Here is a 21,041-nt window from a genome sequence, read left to right as displayed (position 1 = left end):
AAAGTGTTCAGTGCCTTATTTGACAACAACAAACAACAATTACCTATCTTTGCTTGTCCCTGGGTACTTAGCCTGTCATACTTTTAGCTTACTATTTTTTTAATCATCAGGATAATCATGACTAGTTTCTCAACATCAATTCATCAAGTGGTCACGACTGCTTTAGCGGATTTACATGAAGCACAACTGAAAGGTAAAATTCCTAAAAACCCACTCAGTGAAACGCATTTTCTAGCGGCATGGACAACCAATGCGATGAAGAAAAAACGTTTTGAAAGTGATGTATTGCCGACGTTAAAAATTTGGCAACGTAAAGCCCGTAGTTTAGGGAAAAATGCGGCTTTAGTTGAAACCTTTCAGGCCATTAAGGCGCACTATGAGCACGTTTTTGACCAAGACTTAAAAGCAAAACCTGTTAATAAACAACAAATAATTAATTTGTGTGATAAATTAACTGAACTACAATGGATGGTTAACACTGACCTTGAAGTAGGTGAAAAGTTAAATCGCCATAGTGCAGGTCAAGCATCTATGATTATTTGTAGTCAACAATTTGAACAAAATTTTGAAGATGGTTTATTAGTTAAACCTATTAGCTTATATATCCGTGGTGATTTACCAGAAGCATTACAAGCAGCCTTTGATCAATCATTATTACTTTACAAAGTAACTGATTATAAATCTAAAGTTAAATATCATGGTGAATATATTATTTACAACAATAACGAAGGTGAATTTTTACCTGAATTATTGATGGCTTAGTCCTTTTAAAGTGTTTGCTTGGTACCACTGTGCGAACACTTTATAAGCTTTTGTTTAACTGCTGAATAAAAATGCATTTTTATGCATAAATAATAACCCTATAAATTCATCAATATGATTAATTTAGCGTCTGAATATCCGTTATTGATCTGCTTATAAAATATCACCAACATAAACACTATTTTATCCTTAACCAACAAAAATAAGACCAATAATAATGACAAAAAATACTGCCAACGATACTGATATCGAATCTCACTCTTTTACAGCATCGGTATTGCGTCGTTTTATCTGGATCTATTTATTAATAGCAACAGCTTTAGCACTAACTTTGGTATACGTTCAATTCCAATATACTCAAAACTTAGAAAAAACAATGCTTGCGCAAGAAGAAGCATTTGTAACCTCTACTACTCAAGCACTACAAAAAGAGATGCAAATACAATTAATGGTATTGCAAATGGTCACTCGCTCCAAAGCATTAGTTGATTTCCTTGAAAATGGCACGCTTTCAAGCAAAAAAGGATTAGAGTCCCTATTTTCTAATTTAGCATCCACATTTTTCCGCTACGACCAAGTAAGGCTACTGGATATTGAAGGTAAAGAGCGTATTCGAATAAATTATATCAACCCTTCTGTAGAAATCGTCAAACCTAATAACTTACAAAGTAAAAAACATACTCATTATTTTCAAGAAGGTATTAAACAACCACAAGGTAAAGTTTATGTCTCTGCTATGGAACTTAATGTAGAGCGTGGTGAAATTGAATTTCCCTATAAACCTGTTATCCGCTTTGCAACACCGGTTATCAATAGCGAGGGTAAAACGGTTGGTTTAATGGTAATGAATTACCTCGCCACTGAATTATTACAAAACTTTAGAGACCAAATGGGGCTACGTATCAACGGTCAAGGTATGTTGATAGACCCAGAAGGTTACTGGATAAGTAATCATGATAGAAGCAATGAGTGGGGAGGAAGCCTTGATACAGTCTCTCAGAAATTTCAAGATAAATATCCTCAAGCGTGGCCTACAATTCAGAAAAATGACAGTGGTATCTATCAATCAGATCACGGAATATTTCGCTACGTATCGATCAATCCCTTTAGTTTAGATAGCATCGGTAAATATCAAGCAGAACGAGCCATTAACCTTTCTGTTAGTGAACAATCTAGGCAACAGAATAATTGGAAATTAATTATTTTCTTACCCTATGATGTAATGAATGAAAGTTCGTTTTTTTATAAACCAGTGGGCCGTGTGATCATCGCTTCATTATTCATCGGGTCTGCTGCTATTTTGTTACTGCTTTTAATTATGTCAGAACAAAAACGTAGGCGACTGCGTTACGACTTATTCATTAAAAATGAATTAATCGATTTATATGAGAATGCTCCATGTGGTTACCACAGTTTAGATAAAAATGGCTATGTCATAAAAATGAACCAGACTGAGTTAAGTTGGTTAGGTTACACACGCGATGAAGTTGTTGGATCGTCTTTTACTGATTTTTTAACCAAAGGCAGTGTCCCTGTATTTGAGCAGTTTTTGAAAAATCTACACTTGGATGAAACCATAGAAGGTGTTGTATTAGAAGTACAATGCAAAGATGGACATACTTTTTTTGTTTCTACATCGGCCACTTCAATTCTAGAAAAAGGTTATTTTGCTATCGCCCGCACCTCAGCATTTGATATTACAGAACGTATTGAACTGGAAAAGCGTCTTGACCATATTGCTAATACCGATGTGCTCACGGAAATCAGTAATCGCAGGCACTTTTTCAAGCAAGCGAGTCAAATGTTAGAATCCAATGACCATGTTTCTTTATTAATGATAGATGCCGATCATTTTAAAAGTATTAATGACAACTTCGGACATGATGTCGGTGATTTAGTCTTAAAATTCATTGCTGCTTCACTACAAAAAGCATTACCTGAGGAAGCTATTTTGGCTCGTATAGGCGGTGAAGAGTTTGCCATACTGACGTCAAGAATAAATAAAAAAGACACACTCGAACTAGCAAACAACATTTGTGAGCGATTAGCGAATAACAAGATAAAAATAGATGATCAACTCACGGTTGAAATAACATTATCAATCGGAACTACTCAACGTATTAATGCCAACGAAGACTTAAATGATCTACTTAAACGCGCTGACGTTGCACTGTATTTCGCAAAAACAACGGGACGTAATAAAGCAGTCCAATCAACAGATGAAATCGAAGCCTAATACTTAGAGCTAAAAAATCCTATATAACTGAAGTTATTAAACTAATTTCAGTTATATACCTTCAGTTATATAGCTTCAGCAAGCTACTTTCATAAACCTATCTTCAATCAATAACCTAGATTCGCATAAGAAGTCGTCAATCTAAGCTAAATTGTACTTTTATTTGTTGCATTAAATAGGTTTCTCTTTGAATCGATAACCCCTGCTTTTTGTCATTTTGCATGGTGTTAATATTATGTTGAATAGCATCGTCAATGTGAACCCAGCACACTTGCATACCATTATTAACTTCATAGTCTTCCAGTTTATTCGCACCAAGGTGCTCTCCTATTTCGCAGCTGTAGCAATACGAGAGCATATGCATGATAGAACATTCAGGGTTATGTTTATCACTCTTATGTGGCCGGTACTCTTCATATAATCCAAAAGCTTGCACACGCTTTATTCCAACCGCTCCAGTTTCTTCTGCAAGCTCTCTTTTGAAGCCCGTTAATAAATCTTCGCCCTCATCGACACCTCCACCTGGTAAGGAATAGTCGTTATAGCGATTAGTGAACATTAATAAAATTTTTTTATCTCTGATCACTATCGCTCTTGTTGCGATGCGAGTAAAACTTTGATGATGACAGGGGGACAAGTTTTCAATTTGAATCGAAGGATGGACCACTCGTTGCAGTAAACGCATTACACTCTCTAAATATATTAAATTCAATGACGCCTATTTTAATGAGTAATGTTTAATTAACCAAAAAAATGAACAACCTAAAACAATATAATGATTAATTATTTATATCATTCGTTTAAAAATATTTAGATTCGTATAATAAACGCACGAATAACTTTATAACATGCTAAATAGAGTGTCATCGCGGCTTAATAAATTGAGGCTAAAATAGATAATGATGCATTTATTCAAACGAATAATTCGTATTTAACATTCATTTGTACCATAATCACAGAATCATTTTATATTTAATTTTAGGTATTGGAGGGGGTATATGGACATTAACGGCAGTATTAACCTACATAGCCAGCCAGTTACCGCCCTAAGAAATGCGCCTGAAACCTCTGACCTTAAATACCTAGCGATCGAGACTCAAAAACAGACACAAAGTGTTGACCAAGTAACAACACAACAACCAATATTACAGGCTCAAGCACCGAGTGAAGATGTGATCAGTTCAAGAATTTCCGAGTACCAATCGCTTACAACAAATAATCAACATCAAGATGATAAACCGGTAGGCAGTTTATTCGACATAAAAGTTTAAATGCATGTTTATGATGGCGAAGTTTATTATGGTGAAGTTTATTATGGTGAAGTTTGTAATGATGAAGTTTGTAATGATAAGGTTTTGGCAGCGATAGAGTTTAGTAATAAATCTACATAGGAATTAAAAATAGAACTGAAACTGAAATCGGTACTGGAATAGGAATAGAAATTTTATGAACATATCAGCAGCTACCCCACTTCCTATCAGCATGACAACAAGCTCAAAAATGGCAAGTAATGTCGTTTCATCTACCAATATCTCGTCTGAAACTCAGAGCGCTGAATCAGCACCGATGCGGCCAAACATAGAAGGGTTCTCCCCTTCAGTATCAACAACTCAAGCATCAACTTATCAAAGGGCAACTATCGATGGCAGTATTAAAAGTGCTCAACAAATCGTTACACCTCAACAGAATAAAGAATCATCACACTCTGATCCAGAAGTAGCTGCAAAGGCTGAGGGAGTTGAAAATAGCAAACAAGTAGCAAATACAGAAGCCTCCAATAAAGAGTCAAATGACGACTCAAATGGCAACTCAGATAAGGGCAAAAATCAAACGTATAGCGAAGATGAGTTAGCCGTCATAAGCTCTTTAAAGACACGTCATAATGAAGTAAATATCCATGAGCAAGCTCATGCTGCTGTAGGTGGGCAATATGCAAGTTCACCAAGTTATAGCTATCAAACGGGGCCTGATGGCGTAAAGTATGCGGTGTCGGGCGAAGTCTCTATCGATACATCTGCTATTGAAGGTGATCCTGAAGCAACATTAAAAAAAGCACAACAGGTCAAAGCGGCAGCACTTGCGCCTGCACAACCTTCTGCTCAAGATATAAAAGTTGCGGCTGAAGCAGATCAAATGGCGACACAAGCACGCAGTGAGATCTCAGCAGCAAACCGTCCTGATTCCTCTAGTGATGCCAGTAACGAGCATTCGTCAGCGGGTTCTTCAAGAGGCTCTTCAGATGATAGCGCCGACACACAACAAAATTTTACCGATTCACAGAATATTGAACCGACAGTTTCCAATAATCAAACAATAAATAATGATAAACGTGGAGATAAAAACCCTCAGATAATAAGGGATAACATGATTGCAAGAAGTTTACATATTAATAATGTATATCAAAGTAGCAGCATTAGTTCTACGCCCTATTCTAGCTTCAATGTACAAGTATAAAAACACAATACTTATAGAAAACTCTTAGATAAAACAGCTTAGAAAAAACATTCATACAAAAAACTCATGGAATAACACACCAGTTTTGTATGATAAATAACAGTAAATTTTGCGTGTACTCTCACAAATATAAAACTAATAAATTAGCATTTATTTTAAGCCTTTAAACATTTGGCGAATAAAAGGCTAACGTATTAATTTTTCAACCTCACTCTATGCTTAATTAACAAACAACCCAACATAAATAAAAATAACCAATATATACAGTTAGATAGCATTTTATTTCTTATGTTTAATTACTTCTATATTCGCATAATAATTGCATTAATATTAATAAAACTCCTATTAAATATTTGATTATGATTTTTATGAGCAATATAAAAGTATGCTTTATTTCAATAATAGGTATTTAAATATAGAGATAAGGATTGATAGTTACTATTTACAAAATATTTACTTGTATTACAATAAAACTATTGTTAAATAGGTTTTTTAGTATAAATGGGTACTTTGAGTATAAATTAACTATCAATCAACTTTAAATTACATTTTATCAATTAATAATGCTTCATATTTATTGCAGCATGAACTTAACTAATAGTGAGAAAATAATATGTCTAAAAAAATTGCTTTAATCACTGGTGCAACTGGTGGTATTGGTTTCCAAGTAGCTAAACGCCTTGGTCAAGATGGTTATACTGTCGTATTAAATGGTATTGAAGATGAAGTTGGTGCAGCACGTGTAGCAGAACTTAAAACTGAAGGAATCGAAGCGGAATACTACGGTTTTGATGTCACTAATGATGTAGCTGTTACAGAAAATGTTAATGCTATTGGAAACAAATACGGTCAAATTGATGTTGTAGTCAATAATGCAGGTGGCCTCGGCGGACGAAGTTCTATTGAAGAAATGACCACTGAATTCTTTCGTTTTGTAATGGCATTAAACCTTGATAGTGCTTTCTTTGTATCTCGTGCTGCCATTCCGTTTCTGAAAAAAACCGAAGGTGGTTCAATTATTAACTACACTTCAAATGCAGCATGGAATGCAGGTGGACCTGGTGCTGGTATTTACGGTACATCAAAAGCTGCGGTTCACACCTTAACTCGAGCACTTGCTAAGGAATTAGCACCAGCAGGCATTCGTGTGAATGCAGTTTCTCCTGGAACTATTGATACACCGTTTCATCAACAAATTAAAGATACAAAACCCGAAGTATTTGCATCATGGAAAGATAACATTATGTTAGGTCGTCTAGGACAACCTGAAGATGTATCTGGAGTGATCTCTTTCTTAGTCAGTAAAGACGCAGCGTTTATCACCGCAGAAACAATCCAAATAGGCGGCGGTCAAGCTTTAGGTATTTAGTCTTAGCTTATTAACATTATTTAAAGCATTAAAAACCTCAAATACCTTTAAAAGGGCTCAAAGGTTTTTAATGCTAATGTTCATATAGATACTGAAACTGGGCTCACTTATTTAGACAAACAAACTAAATTAGATACTGCAGGTAGTGTTAGAGGAGATCTTCTTTGGCGAGAATAAGCAATGCCAAATAAACCAATTGCTAATAAAATAATAGATACCGGTTCCGCTACATTTATAGGTGCAATAGTCCCATCCGTACTAACATAATTTCCACTAATATTTAACGTATAACCCGTTTCATTATTAGAACTATACCAATTTTTGTAATATCCATACTTATTATCATAAGAAGACGTAATAGCAACGGAGTAATCACCAGCAGTAAGGTTAACAGTCATAAAACTCTCAAGACCATATCCACTATTATCATCGTATTTAATAAGGTCGTCCCAACTTAAATACCCATCGTCTTTAAACAAATATAAAGAGCTATCGAATTGGTTATATTTGTTGTATTTGCTATTCCACCAATGATTATTTTTATTAGTTTCTACTGCAGATAAAGATACCTTTCCTGTCTCGAAGGTAGAAAAATCATACCAATCTACTTCACCATATTTCACAGTACCAGTCTCGGTTATCAGCCCTGCATATGCAATATTAGGCAGTATTAAATAAAATAGACTACCTATTATTAATTTTTTCATTGCATTTTCCTTCATTAAAATTAACTGTTATATCTAATATACAAATTTAATTTTGATATCATAAAGCAAATACCTAATAATGGCTATTCACTCCAAGATAAAAGAAAAATATTATTTTATGACAAGAAATAAACATAAAAAAACAGTAGGTTAACTATTTTAGCGATTAAATCATAAATTATGTTTTTAATATCATAATTGATTAGTTGTGCAGTTGCTTGTGCTGATAGGATCAGCATTTATTTTTTCGCATTGCACACTATTACGGCCATTATTTTTAACGCTATAAAGTGCTTGATCCGCACGATGAAACAAGTCTTCAACCGTGTCTGTATTATGATATTCGCTAACACCAAAGCTACAGGTTATATAGACGCCCTTTGATAATTCTGTCTGGCTAATTAATTGACGAAGTCTTTCGCTGAAATTTAATGCTGCTTCAATGGTTATACAAGGTAATATTAAAACAAACTCCTCACCGCCCCATCGTGCAAAAACATCTATATCTCTAATATTATTTACCACTACTGAAGCCATATTTTGTAACACCTGATCTCCAATTTTGTGGCCAAATGAATCATTAATGAGTTTAAAATGGTCAATATCAAAAATGACAAAGCTTAGTGCGTGTTCATATCTGTTCGCGCGCGAGATTTCGCTGTTTAATGCTTCCTCGAATTTTTTACGGTTTGCAATGTTAGTTAAAGAATCGGTATTAGCTAAGCGCTCTATTTCAAGGATTTTTTCTTCAAGCTGTTTGTTTTTTGCTTCTAATTGCTCTGTTTTGATAGATATTAATTTCTCGAGTGTAGTGTTGCCTAACTCTAACTGTTGATTTTGTTTAAATAGTGAAAGTTGTGCTTTTTTTTGTTGATGAATATCTTGATGCGCCCCGATAATTCTAGCAACGGATCCATCTGGGTTGTATTCAACCGCTTTAGATCTATCTGTGATCCAAAGGTAACTACCATCGGATTTTCGGCAGCGATAATCGATACAATATGAATCAGTTTGATGTGTAATTATTTTTTCAAAGCTCTGCATCACTTTATCGTAATCCTCTTTGTGGATTACATTTTCCCAAGTATAGACATTTTGTTGAAATGTCCCCACTTCATAACCTAGCATCTCAAACCAGGCGGTACTTCTTAGTACACTTCCCGTTTTACCATCCCAATCCCAAGTGCCTTCTGCAATAACATCTAAAATACAATTCAAAGTTTTATCTGCATCTGCAATTGTTTTATGCTGATAGGTTTGGTGTTGATAAGTTATTTGAGACGCGCCAGGTTCAATTGACTTTAAGTCTAAAGGATCAGGGAGCGATGAATGAGAACGTTCATTATGTTCAAGACTTGGATTGCTTTTATTCATAGGGAATTCTTTTTCATTAAAAAATTATTTATCAGTTTTAATCTATCAACATAAAATGCTAATTAGCTTAACCAATGAAAGCCTAGCATCAGTAAATTAAGTCAACACAGACTTCTAATACACAAAAGTGAAATACGAGCTTAAGCTCTATTATTTCTTCTTATATAAGCGATTTTGTAAGCTTAAATAATCTTTTAAGGCCAATCTTTCCATTTTTAGTTCATCCCTATTACTCTTATTAATTTTTTGATAATGATGAATCAATTTACTTAAATAAGCTTCATGGTCAACCTCAGGTAGCCAAAGCTTATTACCTGTTACTGATAGCGGCTCACCATGCATCTGATTTATAAGCATAAGTTCGTAGCCACGATTATTTTCAATAACCAATTGTTCTTGTTTTAACTTAAAGCCTAAATCTATTAGCGTGAGTCGCAGCTTATAGGTATGTTGAACAGGGCATAATAAAAAATCGATATTGTGGCCAGAATAACGCTGCATCATTCCAGTCAATATATCTATCATCAAATCCCCTCCCACCCCACTAATGATAATTAGATGAGCAGGCCAATCTCTGTCATGTACAACAGGCTCTGAAATAGAAAAATTTGAACTCACACAATGCGTTCCCAATTCGACGTTGGACTCTAGTGATATTTTAGCTACATCCATGCACCATGTTTGCCAACGACTATCAGCAGGTAACTGATCAGCATACTTGATTAACTTTTGTGATAATTGATCAATTAACTCAGGCACAACATCTACAAAATTAACTTGCTTTATTAACCCATTAGCTAAAATTTTAAAACCTAATAGACCATGGTCACAGCAACAATCCCAAACCACGTTATAAGGTTGATTGACCATTTCAGAGAGAGCTAATAAACGTTTATTTAATTTCATTATTATTTTGCTTTATTTTACAATATTTAAAGGATTGAGTTGATAATTTAATTGATTTAAGTGGCTTTCCTTTCAAGGTTTATAATTTACCCACTAAGGTTGTTTAGTGTTTTTCATGGTTAATGCGATTCGCTTACGTTGTTGGTCAATACTTGTTACTTTAACATTTACAACTTGCCCCACTTTCACGATTTTATGAGGGTCATTTACAAAACTATCGCTCAACATTGATATATGAACCAACCCATCTTGATGCACTCCTAAATCAACAAAAGCGCCAAAATTTGCAACATTGGTAACAACCCCCTGCAATAACATGTTTACCTCCAAATCACTGACTTTATGAATACTCTGGTCAAATTCAGCCACTTTAAATTGTTCTCTTGGGTCGCGCCTCGTCATGCTCAATATCGTTAAAATTTCTTGATAAGCCTGTAAGATTGATTCTTGCTCACTGTCTTTAACTTGCTTGATAGGAGGTAATATTAATGCTGATGCATCTTTATTTATAAGCACGTCTTGAGTTGATTTATTATTAAACGCAATTAATTGTTTTGCTAATGGGTATTGCTCAGGATGAAGTATGGTTTCATCTAAGCATTCATCGCCTCCATTGACAGTCAAAAAGCCTGCTGCTTGCTGAAATGCTTTAGTCCCTAAACGCGGCACTTTAGTTAATGCTTGGCGAGATTTAAAACGGCCATGCTGCTGTCTATAAGTAATAATATTTTGAGCAAGTGTCGCATTTAATCCTGCAACATGCATTAATACATTGGGTGAAGCAGTATTAAGATCCACGCCGACTTTATTCACACAATCTTCAACCACAGCTTGTAATCGTTTCGTTAATAACGTTTGTTGAACATCATGTTGATAAAGTCCAACACCAATAGCTTTTGCTTCAATTTTAACGAGTTCTGATAACGGGTCTTGTAAACGTCGCGCTATAGATACTGCACCACGTAAAGTAACGTCAAGTTGCGGAAATTCCTGTGCTGCTAACGCTGATGCAGAATAGACTGAAGCCCCGGCTTCGCTGACTGAAACAGATTGAAGGTTTGCATCGATTGACGCTAATATCTGCGAAATAAATTGTTCACTTTCACGCGATGCGGTGCCGTTCCCAATGGCAATTAATTCAACATTGTATTGTTCAATCATTTTTTTAATTGTTTGTTGGGCTTGTGTTGTTTGCAACTGTGGTTGATGAGGATAAATGGTAGCAGTTTCTATTAATTCACCTGTTTTATCAACAACAGCTATTTTACAACCACTTCTAAAGCCTGGATCTAAACCTAGCGTCACTTTTTCACCAGCTGGTGAAGCCATTAACAATGCACTTAAATTGCTAGCGAATTGTTCAATCGCCTCATGATCCGCTTGTTCTTTTAATTGAACAAAAATTTGCTTCTCTAAACTCACTAACAATTTTGTTCGCCATGCGTGGTCAATGACTTGTCGAACCCATGAGTCATGGTCATCTTTAGCAAGGTAAACATTAAGATGCTTGGCTATTAAGGTTTGGCAATAACTATAAGCTTTTTTATCTTTTTGAAATGGATCTGGATTAATTTTAAGACGAAGATAACCTTCAGCTTTACCGCGTAACATAGCGAGTACACGATGCGCCGGTAACCTGTTTAAACGAGAATTAAAGTCAAAATAGTCTTTAAACTTAATCGCGTCATCTAGTTTAGATTTTACCACCGCTGAAGACACTTCGCCTTGGTCAAATAAATGGTGTTTTAATAAGTTTGTTAATGCAATATCTTGAGCTAGTTTATCAACCGCAATCGCTAGTGCACCTTCTAATACTTGTGTGCTATTGGTAAAGCCTTTTGCATTGTTAATATAACGTTGTGCAATTTTATTTAAAGGTTGTTTAGGTGAAGCCCAAAGTAGCTCTGCTAACCAATTTAAACCTGCTTCTTCGGCTAATTTTGCTTTGGTGATACGGGTAGTTTTAAAGGGAGCATAACAATGCTCAAGAGTGACTTTATCTTGTATTGCTTGAATTTCATTTTTTAGTTTATTGGTTAATTTACCGGCTTTATCAATTGCTTTTAAAATGCTTTGTTTACGCGTGGCGAGTTCTCTAAAATAAATTAGCTTGGTCTCTAATAAGCGCAGTTGATTATCGTCTAAGGATTGCGTTAAGTGTTTTCGATAACGGGCAATAAATGGGACTGTATTTCCATCATCTAATAAATGGATGGCAGCTTCTACTTGAGACGCTGAAATTTGACACTCTTTTGCTAATTGATCTTTGAGTTCAGAGAGTTGAGTAACAGAATTAGGCATATTAGCGGATCTTATAATCAAATAAATAGCGGCTATTTTTAGCATACTTACACGATTTTTTCGACTTACTTTTATTTTACTTTCTATTAAAAAGTGTTTTCTCTTACACGGTTAGCAGATTTAAATGTGATATCTAAATTTAAAAGGAATAAAAGCCAGAAAATAAAATTATTTTAGGCTTTTATAAGAGGCTAATGTAAGGAACTAAGCGATTAAAGGTTTAATGTTCCAATTTTCATAACTATCTACATTCTTTACTTTAAGGTCAGTTGAGCTACTCAAGTCGATCAACTCTTTTTGCACGTTTTGTTTTGTCTTAGTATTAAAGAAAATCTCTACAATTGGTTTTAACATATTATCTTTTATTTCAATGACGGTTGCTAAATAACCATTGTTTAATAACACAACCGATCCCGCGGGATAGATACCAACCGACTGTATAAATTGTTGTACTAGTTGCGGATTAAAATGGCTGCCAGATCCTTTTAATAAAAATTGAAGCGCTTCAGATGGTTTTTTACCTTTATGATAACAACGGTCTGCTGTTAGTGCATCGTAAACATCAACAATGGCCGACATTTGACCTGCTAAACTTATTTGGTCTTTATTTAAACCCAGTGGGTAACCGTTACCATCGTATTTTTCATGGTGCATTGCCGCAACATCCATTGATATTTGCGATAAACCTTCGGTCTTTTCAAGAATAATACGACTATGCACTACGTGTTCTTTCATGATCACGAATTCTTCAGGCGTTAATTTCCCTGGTTTATTTAGAATATGATCTGGTGTGATCGTTTTACCGATATCATGTAATAACCCACCTATTCCCACTGCACAAATAAACTCATCAGATTTGCCCATACCTTTTGCAAAAGACATCATAAGTACAGAAAAACTAACCGAATGTTCAAAAGTATAATAATCCATATTACGAATATGAGTGAGGCCGAGTAATGCATTTTCGTTGCGTAAAATCGAGTCGCTTAGGTCTTTAATGACGGGCTCAACTTGTTCTAATTCAACGCATTGCCCCATTTTTGCACTATTCATTACACCACTAATAAACTGCCTTGCATCTTCAAAGGCAGCTTTAGCTGCTTCCATTTCTTCTTTGGCACTTTTGGTTTGTTGCTTTACCGAGGCTTCGACTTTTGGTCGAGTACTTTTAACAAGTAAAGTGTCTAGCCCCTTACTAGTATCAATCTCGACCCATTTTATGCCAGCATCACGTATTTTTTGAATATCATTTTTAGATTTAAGTAAGAACTTACTTGATGTAAAAGGATTGTTTAACCAACCAACTACAAGGTGATGAATGTACATACCAACTTGTAGTTGGTCTGCTGTTATTTTTTTAATCATTGTAATCCTTAACGACCAAAATATTGGTTAATAATAGCTTCAAGGTTATCCTCAAGCTGCTCTTCAAAATGTAAATAACTTTCACCAAATAGGGATAAATATTTTGTTGCCTGCTCTTGAGTGATTGTTTTATTGCCGAGTTGAAACTTCATTTCACTTAATGTTTTGTCAAATCTAGGCACAATAAACCAATTCAAATAATGCGATGCACTAGCTTGTAATTGGGTTTGGGCAAATTCACAGAATTCATTAACATATACTTTTCCATCAGGCCCTAGTGATCCAGGTTCCATTCTAAAAATGACCGTCATTTTTTTTTCTGGAGCAAGATTATTAAGCAATGGCATTATCGACCTTTAATAAGTAGTGTTACAAAATCAATCATATAAAAACAATAACGATTTAAGAATATAAAATTAGCATAACTTTGAGATTTTTGTGGCCGTTTGTAAATTAATTTTTGTTTAAGATCAATTATTGAGTAATTGATGGTTTTTACAGTTAATGATTAACTCATTACAACGCAACGTTGAATAAGTTAAATGCGCAAGCATAACTACTAAGCAAAAAAACTTAGGATAATAACTAATGGGCACAACTCTTGTACACATTAGTAATTAGAATAGTGGGGAACAAGTAGACTAGTGCAGACCTTGAATTCTTTATTTCTTGAATTAAAGTACTAATTACACATCGTTTTATTGATGTGCAGATTAGATACGAATCGTTAAGTAACTATATATGTTGTTTAAATTTCTTTGCTAGTTGTAATAATGCCTGTTCACTGATTATTTCAACATTGTCTGCACTGATTATATTACCCTTGCTAATGAGTACAGTACGAGGAAAACCATGCCCTCCGAATTGCTCAATCACCCCTGCTATTTCAGGACTGATATATTCTCCTTTAGTTTCCTGAGCAGTCAATTCAAGTACCGACAAATCATATTCTGCGACAGAGGCAACAAATGACTCAAGATTAAGACGTTGGTCTGTGCAATCAGAGCACCAAGTGGCAACGACATTTAAGATAAAAGACTCTTTATTTAATATTCTTTGTTCAAATTCACTAACGTCGAGGGTTACTAGTTGTAGAGACATCTTGTATTTCCTGTTTTGTTGATTTTTTTGTCGTTTTTTGTTCGGTTTGAAGTCTCGAATAGAAGTGATAATTACTTATGAGTGTGAATTCATTAATAAACACAGCTCAATGCCAGGACAGTTCTTAGGTCTGTAAATTAACAGCTCACACGGCGTAAATAAGCATCACAGCGAGACACTCAATAGTAAAAATATCATCCTGAAATAAACAAATGAATAACAGGCAAATACTATTCACCAATTCTACAATAACGAAATAGTATTTACTTAAATAAAAGACCTTAAAGCAATATTTGATAGCACATAAAAACTCTACAACGTAATCAATAAAAAACGTTTATTAGCGCCTATGTTTTTCATACATTATAAATTGATTTTGTTATACTGCGCGTTGATTTTAAGCGTATAAATTAGGTAACAATATGAGTGTTGATGCAGCAGGTCTATCTGCGAATCTTTTAAAGGCAGTGAAAGCCTGTGGTTATTCAAAGCTAACCCCAATCCAACAACAAGCAATTCCGATCATCAAAGCAGGCCATGATGTATTGGCAAGTGCACAAACAGGTACCGGCAAAACAGCTGCATTCACCCTTCCTTTATTGGATATTTTAGCTAAAAACCAACCTAATAATATTGGCACTTCACGTACTATCAAAGTACTTATTTTAACTCCAACACGTGAATTAGCATTACAAGTAGCAGAGAATGTTAAGCAATACAGTCAATTTCTGCCTCTTACATCAGGAGTCGTTACTGGAGGTGCTAATGTATCACCTCAAAAGCAAATGCTTAAACAAGGTGTAGACGTGTTAATCGCGACACCAGGACGTTTGATAGAACACGTTAACGCACGCCAAGTAGATTTAGCACATATTAAACATCTAGTTTTAGATGAAGCAGATCGAATGTTGGATATGGGGTTCCTAACTGATATTCAACAAATTACTGATATTATTAAACAAAAACATCAAACTCTGATGTTTTCAGCGACTTTTTCTAATAAAGTAAAAACTCTAGCGAATAAAATTTTACATACCCCTAAAAATATTGAAACAGCTAAGCAAAACTCAACATCAGGTAAGGTTAAACAACAAGTTTACTGGGTAAGTGAATCGCGTAAACGTGAGTTATTATCTGAGTTGATCGGCGTTAAGAATTGGAAACAAGTGTTGGTTTTCGCTGGTACCAAAGAAAGTGCCAATATACTCGCACAGGAATTAAAGTTGGATGGCATCAAAGCCGCATTATGTCATGGGGACAAAACACAAGGTGCGCGTAATAAAGCGATTCAACAATTTGTAGAAGGCAGTGTTCGTGTTTTAGTCGCTACCGATGTCGCAGCACGCGGTTTAGATATTCCAGATTTACCACACGTAGTTAACTTTCATCTACCATTCTTATCTGAAGACTACGTGCACCGTATTGGTCGAACTGGCCGAGCAGGTAAAAGCGGTCATGCCATCTCACTAGTAAGTCCTAAAGATGAACAATTTTTAGATAGTATAGAAACACTTATTGGTCGAAAATTTGAACGAATTGTATACCCAGGTTACGAATTTAACAGTACAACGGAAGTTCAGCAAGATGGTAAATCGTTCAAGAAAAGTCGTTATAAAGCGACTCAAGAACGTAATCAGCTGGTAGAGAAACGTAAAGCAGAAAATAAACCATCTGCCGTACGCCGTGCAAAAAACAAAGCCAGAAAAGCACGTTAATACGCACTATTGGTGACACAGTGCTACCTTATTCAACAATAAGGTAGCAACTCACTAATTTCATTGTCAGCCATCCCTCTCGTACCCCCCATAAAAATTATTAGTTATTATTCTTTATCAATGATAAATAAACAGACTAAATTAAAAATTTTGTACAGGACTACTTCGTGTTTAATGATATTAACTCATATGAATTCAAATCAACTAATTTATAAAATTATAAAAATAACGACAACAAGCTTCGAGCCCTCTCTCTAGCAGCTTTAATGAAATTTTGTAAGTGTTAATTAAACCTATAACGCTAAGTCATTCCTTCTTCACATAAAAGGTAAAAGAAATGTGATATCCCTGTAATTCAAAGATATTGGGTTGTAACATTATTGAAATACCTAACTGCGTGGATAAAATTATAAGAAACCCCTTTTTTGTAATACAATATACCTAGAATTTTAATTTGTTAGAACTAGCTCACACCTTTTTATGAGCAAATTTTATTATTTATACTTATAATAAAATTCCAACACTTATTGGAGAGAATATGATCACTTTAGGCGAGTACATTATTGAAAAACAACATGATTTCCCAGAAGCTAGTGGGGAGTTAACGGGGTTATTAGGCGCAATTCGTTTAGCAGCCAAAATTGTTAACCGTGAAATTAACAAAGCCGGCATTGCTGACATTATTGGTGCCACTGGTATTGAAAATGTCCAAGGTGAAACACAGCAAAAACTAGATTTATACGCTAATGATAAATTTAAATGTGCTCTGGAAGCTCGCGGGGAGGTTTGTGGTGTAGCTTCTGAAGAAGAAGACGACTTCGTAAGTTTTGATAGTGAACGTGGTGTAAATAGTAAATACGTTGTATTAATGGATCCGCTAGATGGCTCTAGTAATATTGATGTGAATGTTTCTGTGGGTACTATTTTCTCAATCTACCGCCGTGTGAGTCCAGTTGGAACGCCTGTGACACTAGAAGATTTTTTACAACCAGGTATTAAACAAGTTGCTGCAGGATATGTAATTTATGGTTCATCTACCATGCTTGTTTATACCACGGGTAACGGTGTTCATGGCTTTACCTGTGACCCATCTTTAGGCGTATTTTATCTATCACATGAAAATATGATGACGCCTGAAACTGGAAAGTGTTATTCAATCAATGAAGGTAATTACTTGAAATTCCCATTGGGTATTAAAAAGTATATTAAATTCTGTCAAGAAATTGTACCAGAAGATAACCGCCCTTATACCTCTCGCTACATTGGTTCATTAGTTGCTGACTTCCATCGTAATCTATTGAAAGGTGGTATATTTATGTACCCATCTACAGCACAAGCTCCACTCGGCAAGTTAAGATTGTTATATGAGTGTAATCCTATTGCATTCCTTGCAGAACAATCAGGTGGTATTGCAAGCACAGGTACGAAAAGAATTATGGAAATTGAGCCAACTGAATTACATCAACGTGTACCATTTGTTTGTGGTAGTGCTGGTATGGTAAAAGATGCTGAAAAAATGATCGCGGACTATCCTGAAGCATAAACGGTTCTGATCTTATAATAATAACACCATAAAAATGCCAAACTTATGTTTGGCATTTTTCTATATATGTTAAATTTTTTGAGTGATTAGATTTGGTCATTTGACCTTCATTAAAAAATACCTAATACCTAATACCTAATACCTAATAGCAAATAGCAAATAGCAAATACCTGATAATAACTACCTAATAATAAAAGTACATTCTAGTAAAACATAAATGATGCTTAATAGAAGAAGCTAGACATGCGTATCAATGTTATTGCCCTTACTACCTTCAGGCATAGGCGGAATTGATTCTAATAATTGAGTAGCCTGTTGCTCGGCTTGGTCATTACTCTTTTTTAATAAATTAACATTGACCGTTTCCAGCGTATTTATTTTAGTTTGTTCTGTTAGCACACTGCCAACGACACTCATATCCATCAATATTCTCCTTATCTGTACCTTTCATAGCTTCATTTTTAATGACGATATCTATTAACTTCCCTACTGCTTATTTTTCATATTGACCCGTAATAAGGAACTAAAAAGTAAATAAAAATGTAGCGGTATAATCTGTTATCGACAGGAACTCATATTTCTTGAATTATAAAGATAAAAAAAGAAGCTAGGCTCCTTTTTAATAGCTAAATTTCGGCATTAACTGAATTAAAGAAATAAGCAATTGACTATTAATGTCATTAACGTCCTGGTGCTTCAACCTCTAATTCATTTTCTTGTTGCTCATGGTTTGGGTTTAATCCATCAACAATAACAGCACAAGCTGCGTCACCGGTAATATTCAAAGCAGTTCTGATCATGTCAAAAATACGGTCCAGTGCAAACAACAATGGTAACCCTTCTATCGGGATCCCAGCAGCTAATAAAACAGCAACAACTAAAAACGACGGGCCAGGTACACCCGCTTGTCCAATAGCACCAATAGTGGCGGTAAATATAATAGCGGCGTAAGCACCAAAGGTTAAATCAACATTAAATACTTGCGCAAAAAACACAGCCACTAAACCATAGTAAATAGCGTTACCGCTCATGTTAATAGTCGCCCCTAGCGGTAAGACAAAAGAGGCCGTCGAGTTGTTGATATTAAGTTCTTTCTCAACCACATCCATTGTCACAGGCAGAGTTGCCATAGAAGAGGCAGTGGATAATGCAACGGCTTGCGGCGCTTTCATTACCGATAAAAAATGACGTACAGAAACCTTAGATAGCAACTTGATTAATAACGGATAAAAACCAAAACCAAATATAAGAATTGCAACTACGTAAACGACAAATAATTTCATTACCATGGTAAGTACATCAAATCCAAATGTACCCACGGCTTCTGCCATTAGACCAAAAACACCAATAGGCGCAATTCGCATCACTACATTAATCATCCAAACAAAAGCATCAACTAAAGCCGATAATGCAGACATTAATGGTGCAGATTTGTTTTTATCTACTTTAGACAGAGCAATACCGAGAAATAAACAAAAAACTAAAACTTGTAGAATATTTGCATTGTTTAAAGATTGAAAAATATTGGTTGGGATCATGCCTAAGACTGTCGCAAAAAATCCAGGTACTTCGCCTTTATCTGCATATTCATTAGAGAACATTGAATGCATGCTGCTTAAGTCAACCCCTACGCCAGGTTGAAATAGCTCACCCAAGCCGATTGCTAACGCCACTGCAACAGCAGAGGTGAGCATAAAAAATGCAAAAGTACTGACTCCAATTTTTCCTGCGGCAGGGCTATCTCCTAAATTCGCTGCTCCGGTAATAATGGCAACAGCTACAAGTGGTATCACTAACATCTTAATAAGATGAATAAAGATAGAACCCAATGGCGCAAAAATATCTGCACTTGGCCCCATATAAGCACCAACAGCAGTACCTATTACCATTGCAATAACAACTTGAGTACCTATGTTAGAAAGCATACTTTTTTTAATTTTAACCACGCTGAATCCTTTTATTGTTTTGATAACTAAATTAAACTAGCTCTAATATTGCGCAACAAACTACCTTAAATAGTGAAATTGAAACTGATAACGATCAATCTTTCTGCTACCAGTGATCATTGTCTCAATTTTATAGTGATAGATCACATCTTGATATACCAAAGCGAAGCAGAATCTGTCATATTGACCTTATTTACTCAATTTTTTATTTCGTCTCTTTTAATTAGGAAAAAACATATGAAAATCACAGGATTATTATTATCCCTGGCTATTAGCCCTCTCGCTTTTTCAGGTGAAATTATCACCAATGACGGTATTAGTGTCCTAGCTGTAAATGGTGTAAAAGTGGAATCCTCATTTATGAGCGATAACACATTAGAAGTGAAAGATGGTAAGCAGCAAATTGCAGTGAGATTCAGTAAAAAGTTTGATATTGATGATAATCGTTTTACAGAAAGTAGACCGTTTTTGTTAAATGTAGATGTGAATGGCGAAACAACTATCTCGACTGATAAATTGTATAGCGCTGAACAAGCAGGTCAAAAGATTCAAGCGGGTTTAAACTGGTATGTAACGAATGATAATGGTAAATATCAGGTTGAAAACCCGACTGAATTGCATGGTAAAGGTTTGTTGCCATATAGTGATATCGAAGCATTAATCGCTGACACAAATCGAGATAACAACATAGATGTTAGTTCTGGCACCGTTAAAAAAGTGACTACAAATAGCTTAATTGACGAATATAGAGCAGCAACTGTTGAGCAGAAGAAACAATTCAAAATATGGTTGATCAACAACGAAACACGATAACCATTAATAAAAAAATATTGTGTAAAAACGTTTTTATAACAATGTTTATATAATAATAGCGATCATGAGAAATTAAGCGACACTTCGCGAAATACCACTTAGTGCCACCAAATATAGTGTAAAAAGTGGCAATACATATGGCGATAGTTGTGGTAATTATTCTCGTAATTGTTGTTCTAAGAATTAAGACGTAGTGAGCAATCAATATCTTGGTTGCCTACTACGTCTAGTTTTTGTATCGGTTATTGATATAAACTTGGAGCAGTATAAGGTCCTGACTCGATTTTCATATTTGGATTTGGCGCAATTTATAACTGTTATATTTTTGATAAACCAGTCATCAAGCGTGCTGTTTTTCTATTTTTTATAAACACAATTTAAAGTAACATATTCATTGTCAGGTTTGCCTTTTGCTATCTTTTTTTAATTAGTTTTATTATTTAAGGTGT

The 21,041-nt window shown here is 35.0% G+C and carries 18 protein-coding genes; 8 read left to right on the top strand and 10 right to left on the bottom strand.

Annotated elements, in window-relative coordinates; genetic code table 11:
* Nucleotides 1-117: 117 nt before the first annotated feature.
* Together GQR44_RS03455 and GQR44_RS03450 are read left to right on the top strand one after the other, a co-directional pair.
* The gene (locus GQR44_RS03455) at nucleotides 118-762 is read left to right on the top strand and encodes a DUF2913 family protein (protein ID WP_166369290.1); all 645 of its coding nucleotides are present in this window, start codon (nucleotides 118-120) and stop codon (nucleotides 760-762) included.
* 217 nt (nucleotides 763-979) lie between these two features.
* Nucleotides 980-2,998 (top strand): diguanylate cyclase, encoded by a 2,019-nt coding sequence (locus GQR44_RS03450; RefSeq protein WP_166369288.1) that lies wholly within the window; start codon nucleotides 980-982, stop codon nucleotides 2,996-2,998.
* 136 nt (nucleotides 2,999-3,134) lie between these two features.
* Here GQR44_RS03450 and GQR44_RS03445 read toward each other — a convergent pair whose 3' ends face one another.
* Entirely contained in the window at nucleotides 3,135-3,683 is a 549-nt protein-coding gene (locus tag GQR44_RS03445; RefSeq protein ID WP_166369286.1) for an NUDIX domain-containing protein, read from the bottom strand.
* Between the two features lie 313 nt (nucleotides 3,684-3,996).
* Between GQR44_RS03445 and GQR44_RS03440 the strand changes: the two genes are divergently transcribed.
* From GQR44_RS03440 to GQR44_RS03430, 3 genes are all read left to right on the top strand, one after another.
* Entirely contained in the window at nucleotides 3,997-4,269 is a 273-nt protein-coding gene (locus GQR44_RS03440) for a hypothetical protein (protein WP_166369284.1), read from the top strand.
* 175 nt (nucleotides 4,270-4,444) lie between these two features.
* The gene (locus GQR44_RS03435; protein ID WP_166369282.1) at nucleotides 4,445-5,452 is read left to right on the top strand and encodes a putative metalloprotease CJM1_0395 family protein; all 1,008 of its coding nucleotides are present in this window, start codon (nucleotides 4,445-4,447) and stop codon (nucleotides 5,450-5,452) included.
* 613 nt (nucleotides 5,453-6,065) lie between these two features.
* Nucleotides 6,066-6,821 carry an SDR family NAD(P)-dependent oxidoreductase gene (locus tag GQR44_RS03430; RefSeq protein WP_166369280.1) on the top strand — a complete coding sequence of 252 codons (756 nt, stop codon included), beginning with the start codon at nucleotides 6,066-6,068 and terminating at the stop codon, nucleotides 6,819-6,821.
* Nucleotides 6,822-6,928: 107 nt separating this feature from the next.
* Here the strand turns inward: GQR44_RS03430 and GQR44_RS03425 are convergent, their stop codons facing one another.
* From GQR44_RS03425 to GQR44_RS03395, 7 genes are all read right to left on the bottom strand, one after another.
* On the bottom strand, nucleotides 6,929-7,528 hold the full coding sequence (locus GQR44_RS03425; protein WP_166369278.1) for a DVUA0089 family protein: 600 nt from the start codon (nucleotides 7,526-7,528) through the stop codon (nucleotides 6,929-6,931).
* Nucleotides 7,529-7,720: 192 nt separating this feature from the next.
* Nucleotides 7,721-8,902, bottom strand: a complete 1,182-nt coding sequence (locus GQR44_RS03420) for a sensor domain-containing diguanylate cyclase (RefSeq protein WP_166369276.1) — start codon at nucleotides 8,900-8,902, stop codon at nucleotides 7,721-7,723.
* 150 nt (nucleotides 8,903-9,052) lie between these two features.
* A complete protein-coding gene (locus GQR44_RS03415) occupies nucleotides 9,053-9,808 on the bottom strand; it encodes a tRNA (adenine(22)-N(1))-methyltransferase TrmK (protein ID WP_166369274.1) in 756 nt (251 codons plus the stop codon).
* Between the two features lie 93 nt (nucleotides 9,809-9,901).
* Complete coding sequence (locus GQR44_RS03410; protein WP_166369272.1) at nucleotides 9,902-12,109, bottom strand: Tex family protein; 2,208 nt, start codon at nucleotides 12,107-12,109, stop codon at nucleotides 9,902-9,904.
* Nucleotides 12,110-12,313: 204 nt separating this feature from the next.
* A complete protein-coding gene (locus tag GQR44_RS03405; RefSeq protein ID WP_166369270.1) occupies nucleotides 12,314-13,474 on the bottom strand; it encodes an HD-GYP domain-containing protein in 1,161 nt (386 codons plus the stop codon).
* Between the two features lie 8 nt (nucleotides 13,475-13,482).
* Nucleotides 13,483-13,821: a hypothetical protein gene (locus GQR44_RS03400; RefSeq protein WP_166369268.1), complete on the bottom strand. Its 339-nt coding sequence runs from the start codon at nucleotides 13,819-13,821 to the stop codon at nucleotides 13,483-13,485.
* Between the two features lie 388 nt (nucleotides 13,822-14,209).
* Nucleotides 14,210-14,575 (bottom strand): periplasmic thioredoxin of cytochrome c-type biogenesis, encoded by a 366-nt coding sequence (locus tag GQR44_RS03395; RefSeq protein ID WP_166369266.1) that lies wholly within the window; start codon nucleotides 14,573-14,575, stop codon nucleotides 14,210-14,212.
* A 422-nt stretch (nucleotides 14,576-14,997) separates the two neighbouring features.
* Here GQR44_RS03395 and GQR44_RS03390 point away from each other — a divergent pair, with 422 nt between their 5' ends.
* Complete coding sequence (locus tag GQR44_RS03390) at nucleotides 14,998-16,290, top strand: DEAD/DEAH box helicase (RefSeq protein ID WP_166369264.1); 1,293 nt, start codon at nucleotides 14,998-15,000, stop codon at nucleotides 16,288-16,290.
* A 538-nt stretch (nucleotides 16,291-16,828) separates the two neighbouring features.
* Complete coding sequence (gene fbp / locus GQR44_RS03385) at nucleotides 16,829-17,833, top strand: class 1 fructose-bisphosphatase (protein WP_166369262.1); 1,005 nt, start codon at nucleotides 16,829-16,831, stop codon at nucleotides 17,831-17,833.
* Between the two features lie 237 nt (nucleotides 17,834-18,070).
* Here fbp and GQR44_RS03380 read toward each other — a convergent pair whose 3' ends face one another.
* Together GQR44_RS03380 and GQR44_RS03375 are read right to left on the bottom strand one after the other, a co-directional pair.
* Nucleotides 18,071-18,256: a putative motility protein gene (locus GQR44_RS03380; RefSeq protein ID WP_028867203.1), complete on the bottom strand. Its 186-nt coding sequence runs from the start codon at nucleotides 18,254-18,256 to the stop codon at nucleotides 18,071-18,073.
* 257 nt (nucleotides 18,257-18,513) lie between these two features.
* Nucleotides 18,514-19,758, bottom strand: a complete 1,245-nt coding sequence (locus GQR44_RS03375; RefSeq protein ID WP_166369529.1) for a dicarboxylate/amino acid:cation symporter — start codon at nucleotides 19,756-19,758, stop codon at nucleotides 18,514-18,516.
* Between the two features lie 258 nt (nucleotides 19,759-20,016).
* Between GQR44_RS03375 and GQR44_RS03370 the strand changes: the two genes are divergently transcribed.
* Nucleotides 20,017-20,592: a DUF2057 family protein gene (locus tag GQR44_RS03370; RefSeq protein ID WP_166369260.1), complete on the top strand. Its 576-nt coding sequence runs from the start codon at nucleotides 20,017-20,019 to the stop codon at nucleotides 20,590-20,592.
* Nucleotides 20,593-21,041: the final 449 nt, after the last annotated feature.

Origin of the sequence: Psychromonas sp. SA13A (assembly GCF_011378715.1) — a bacterium.
Taxonomy (GTDB): Bacteria; Pseudomonadota; Gammaproteobacteria; order Enterobacterales; family Psychromonadaceae; genus Psychromonas.
This window is presented reverse-complemented; position numbering and strand designations above follow the sequence as displayed.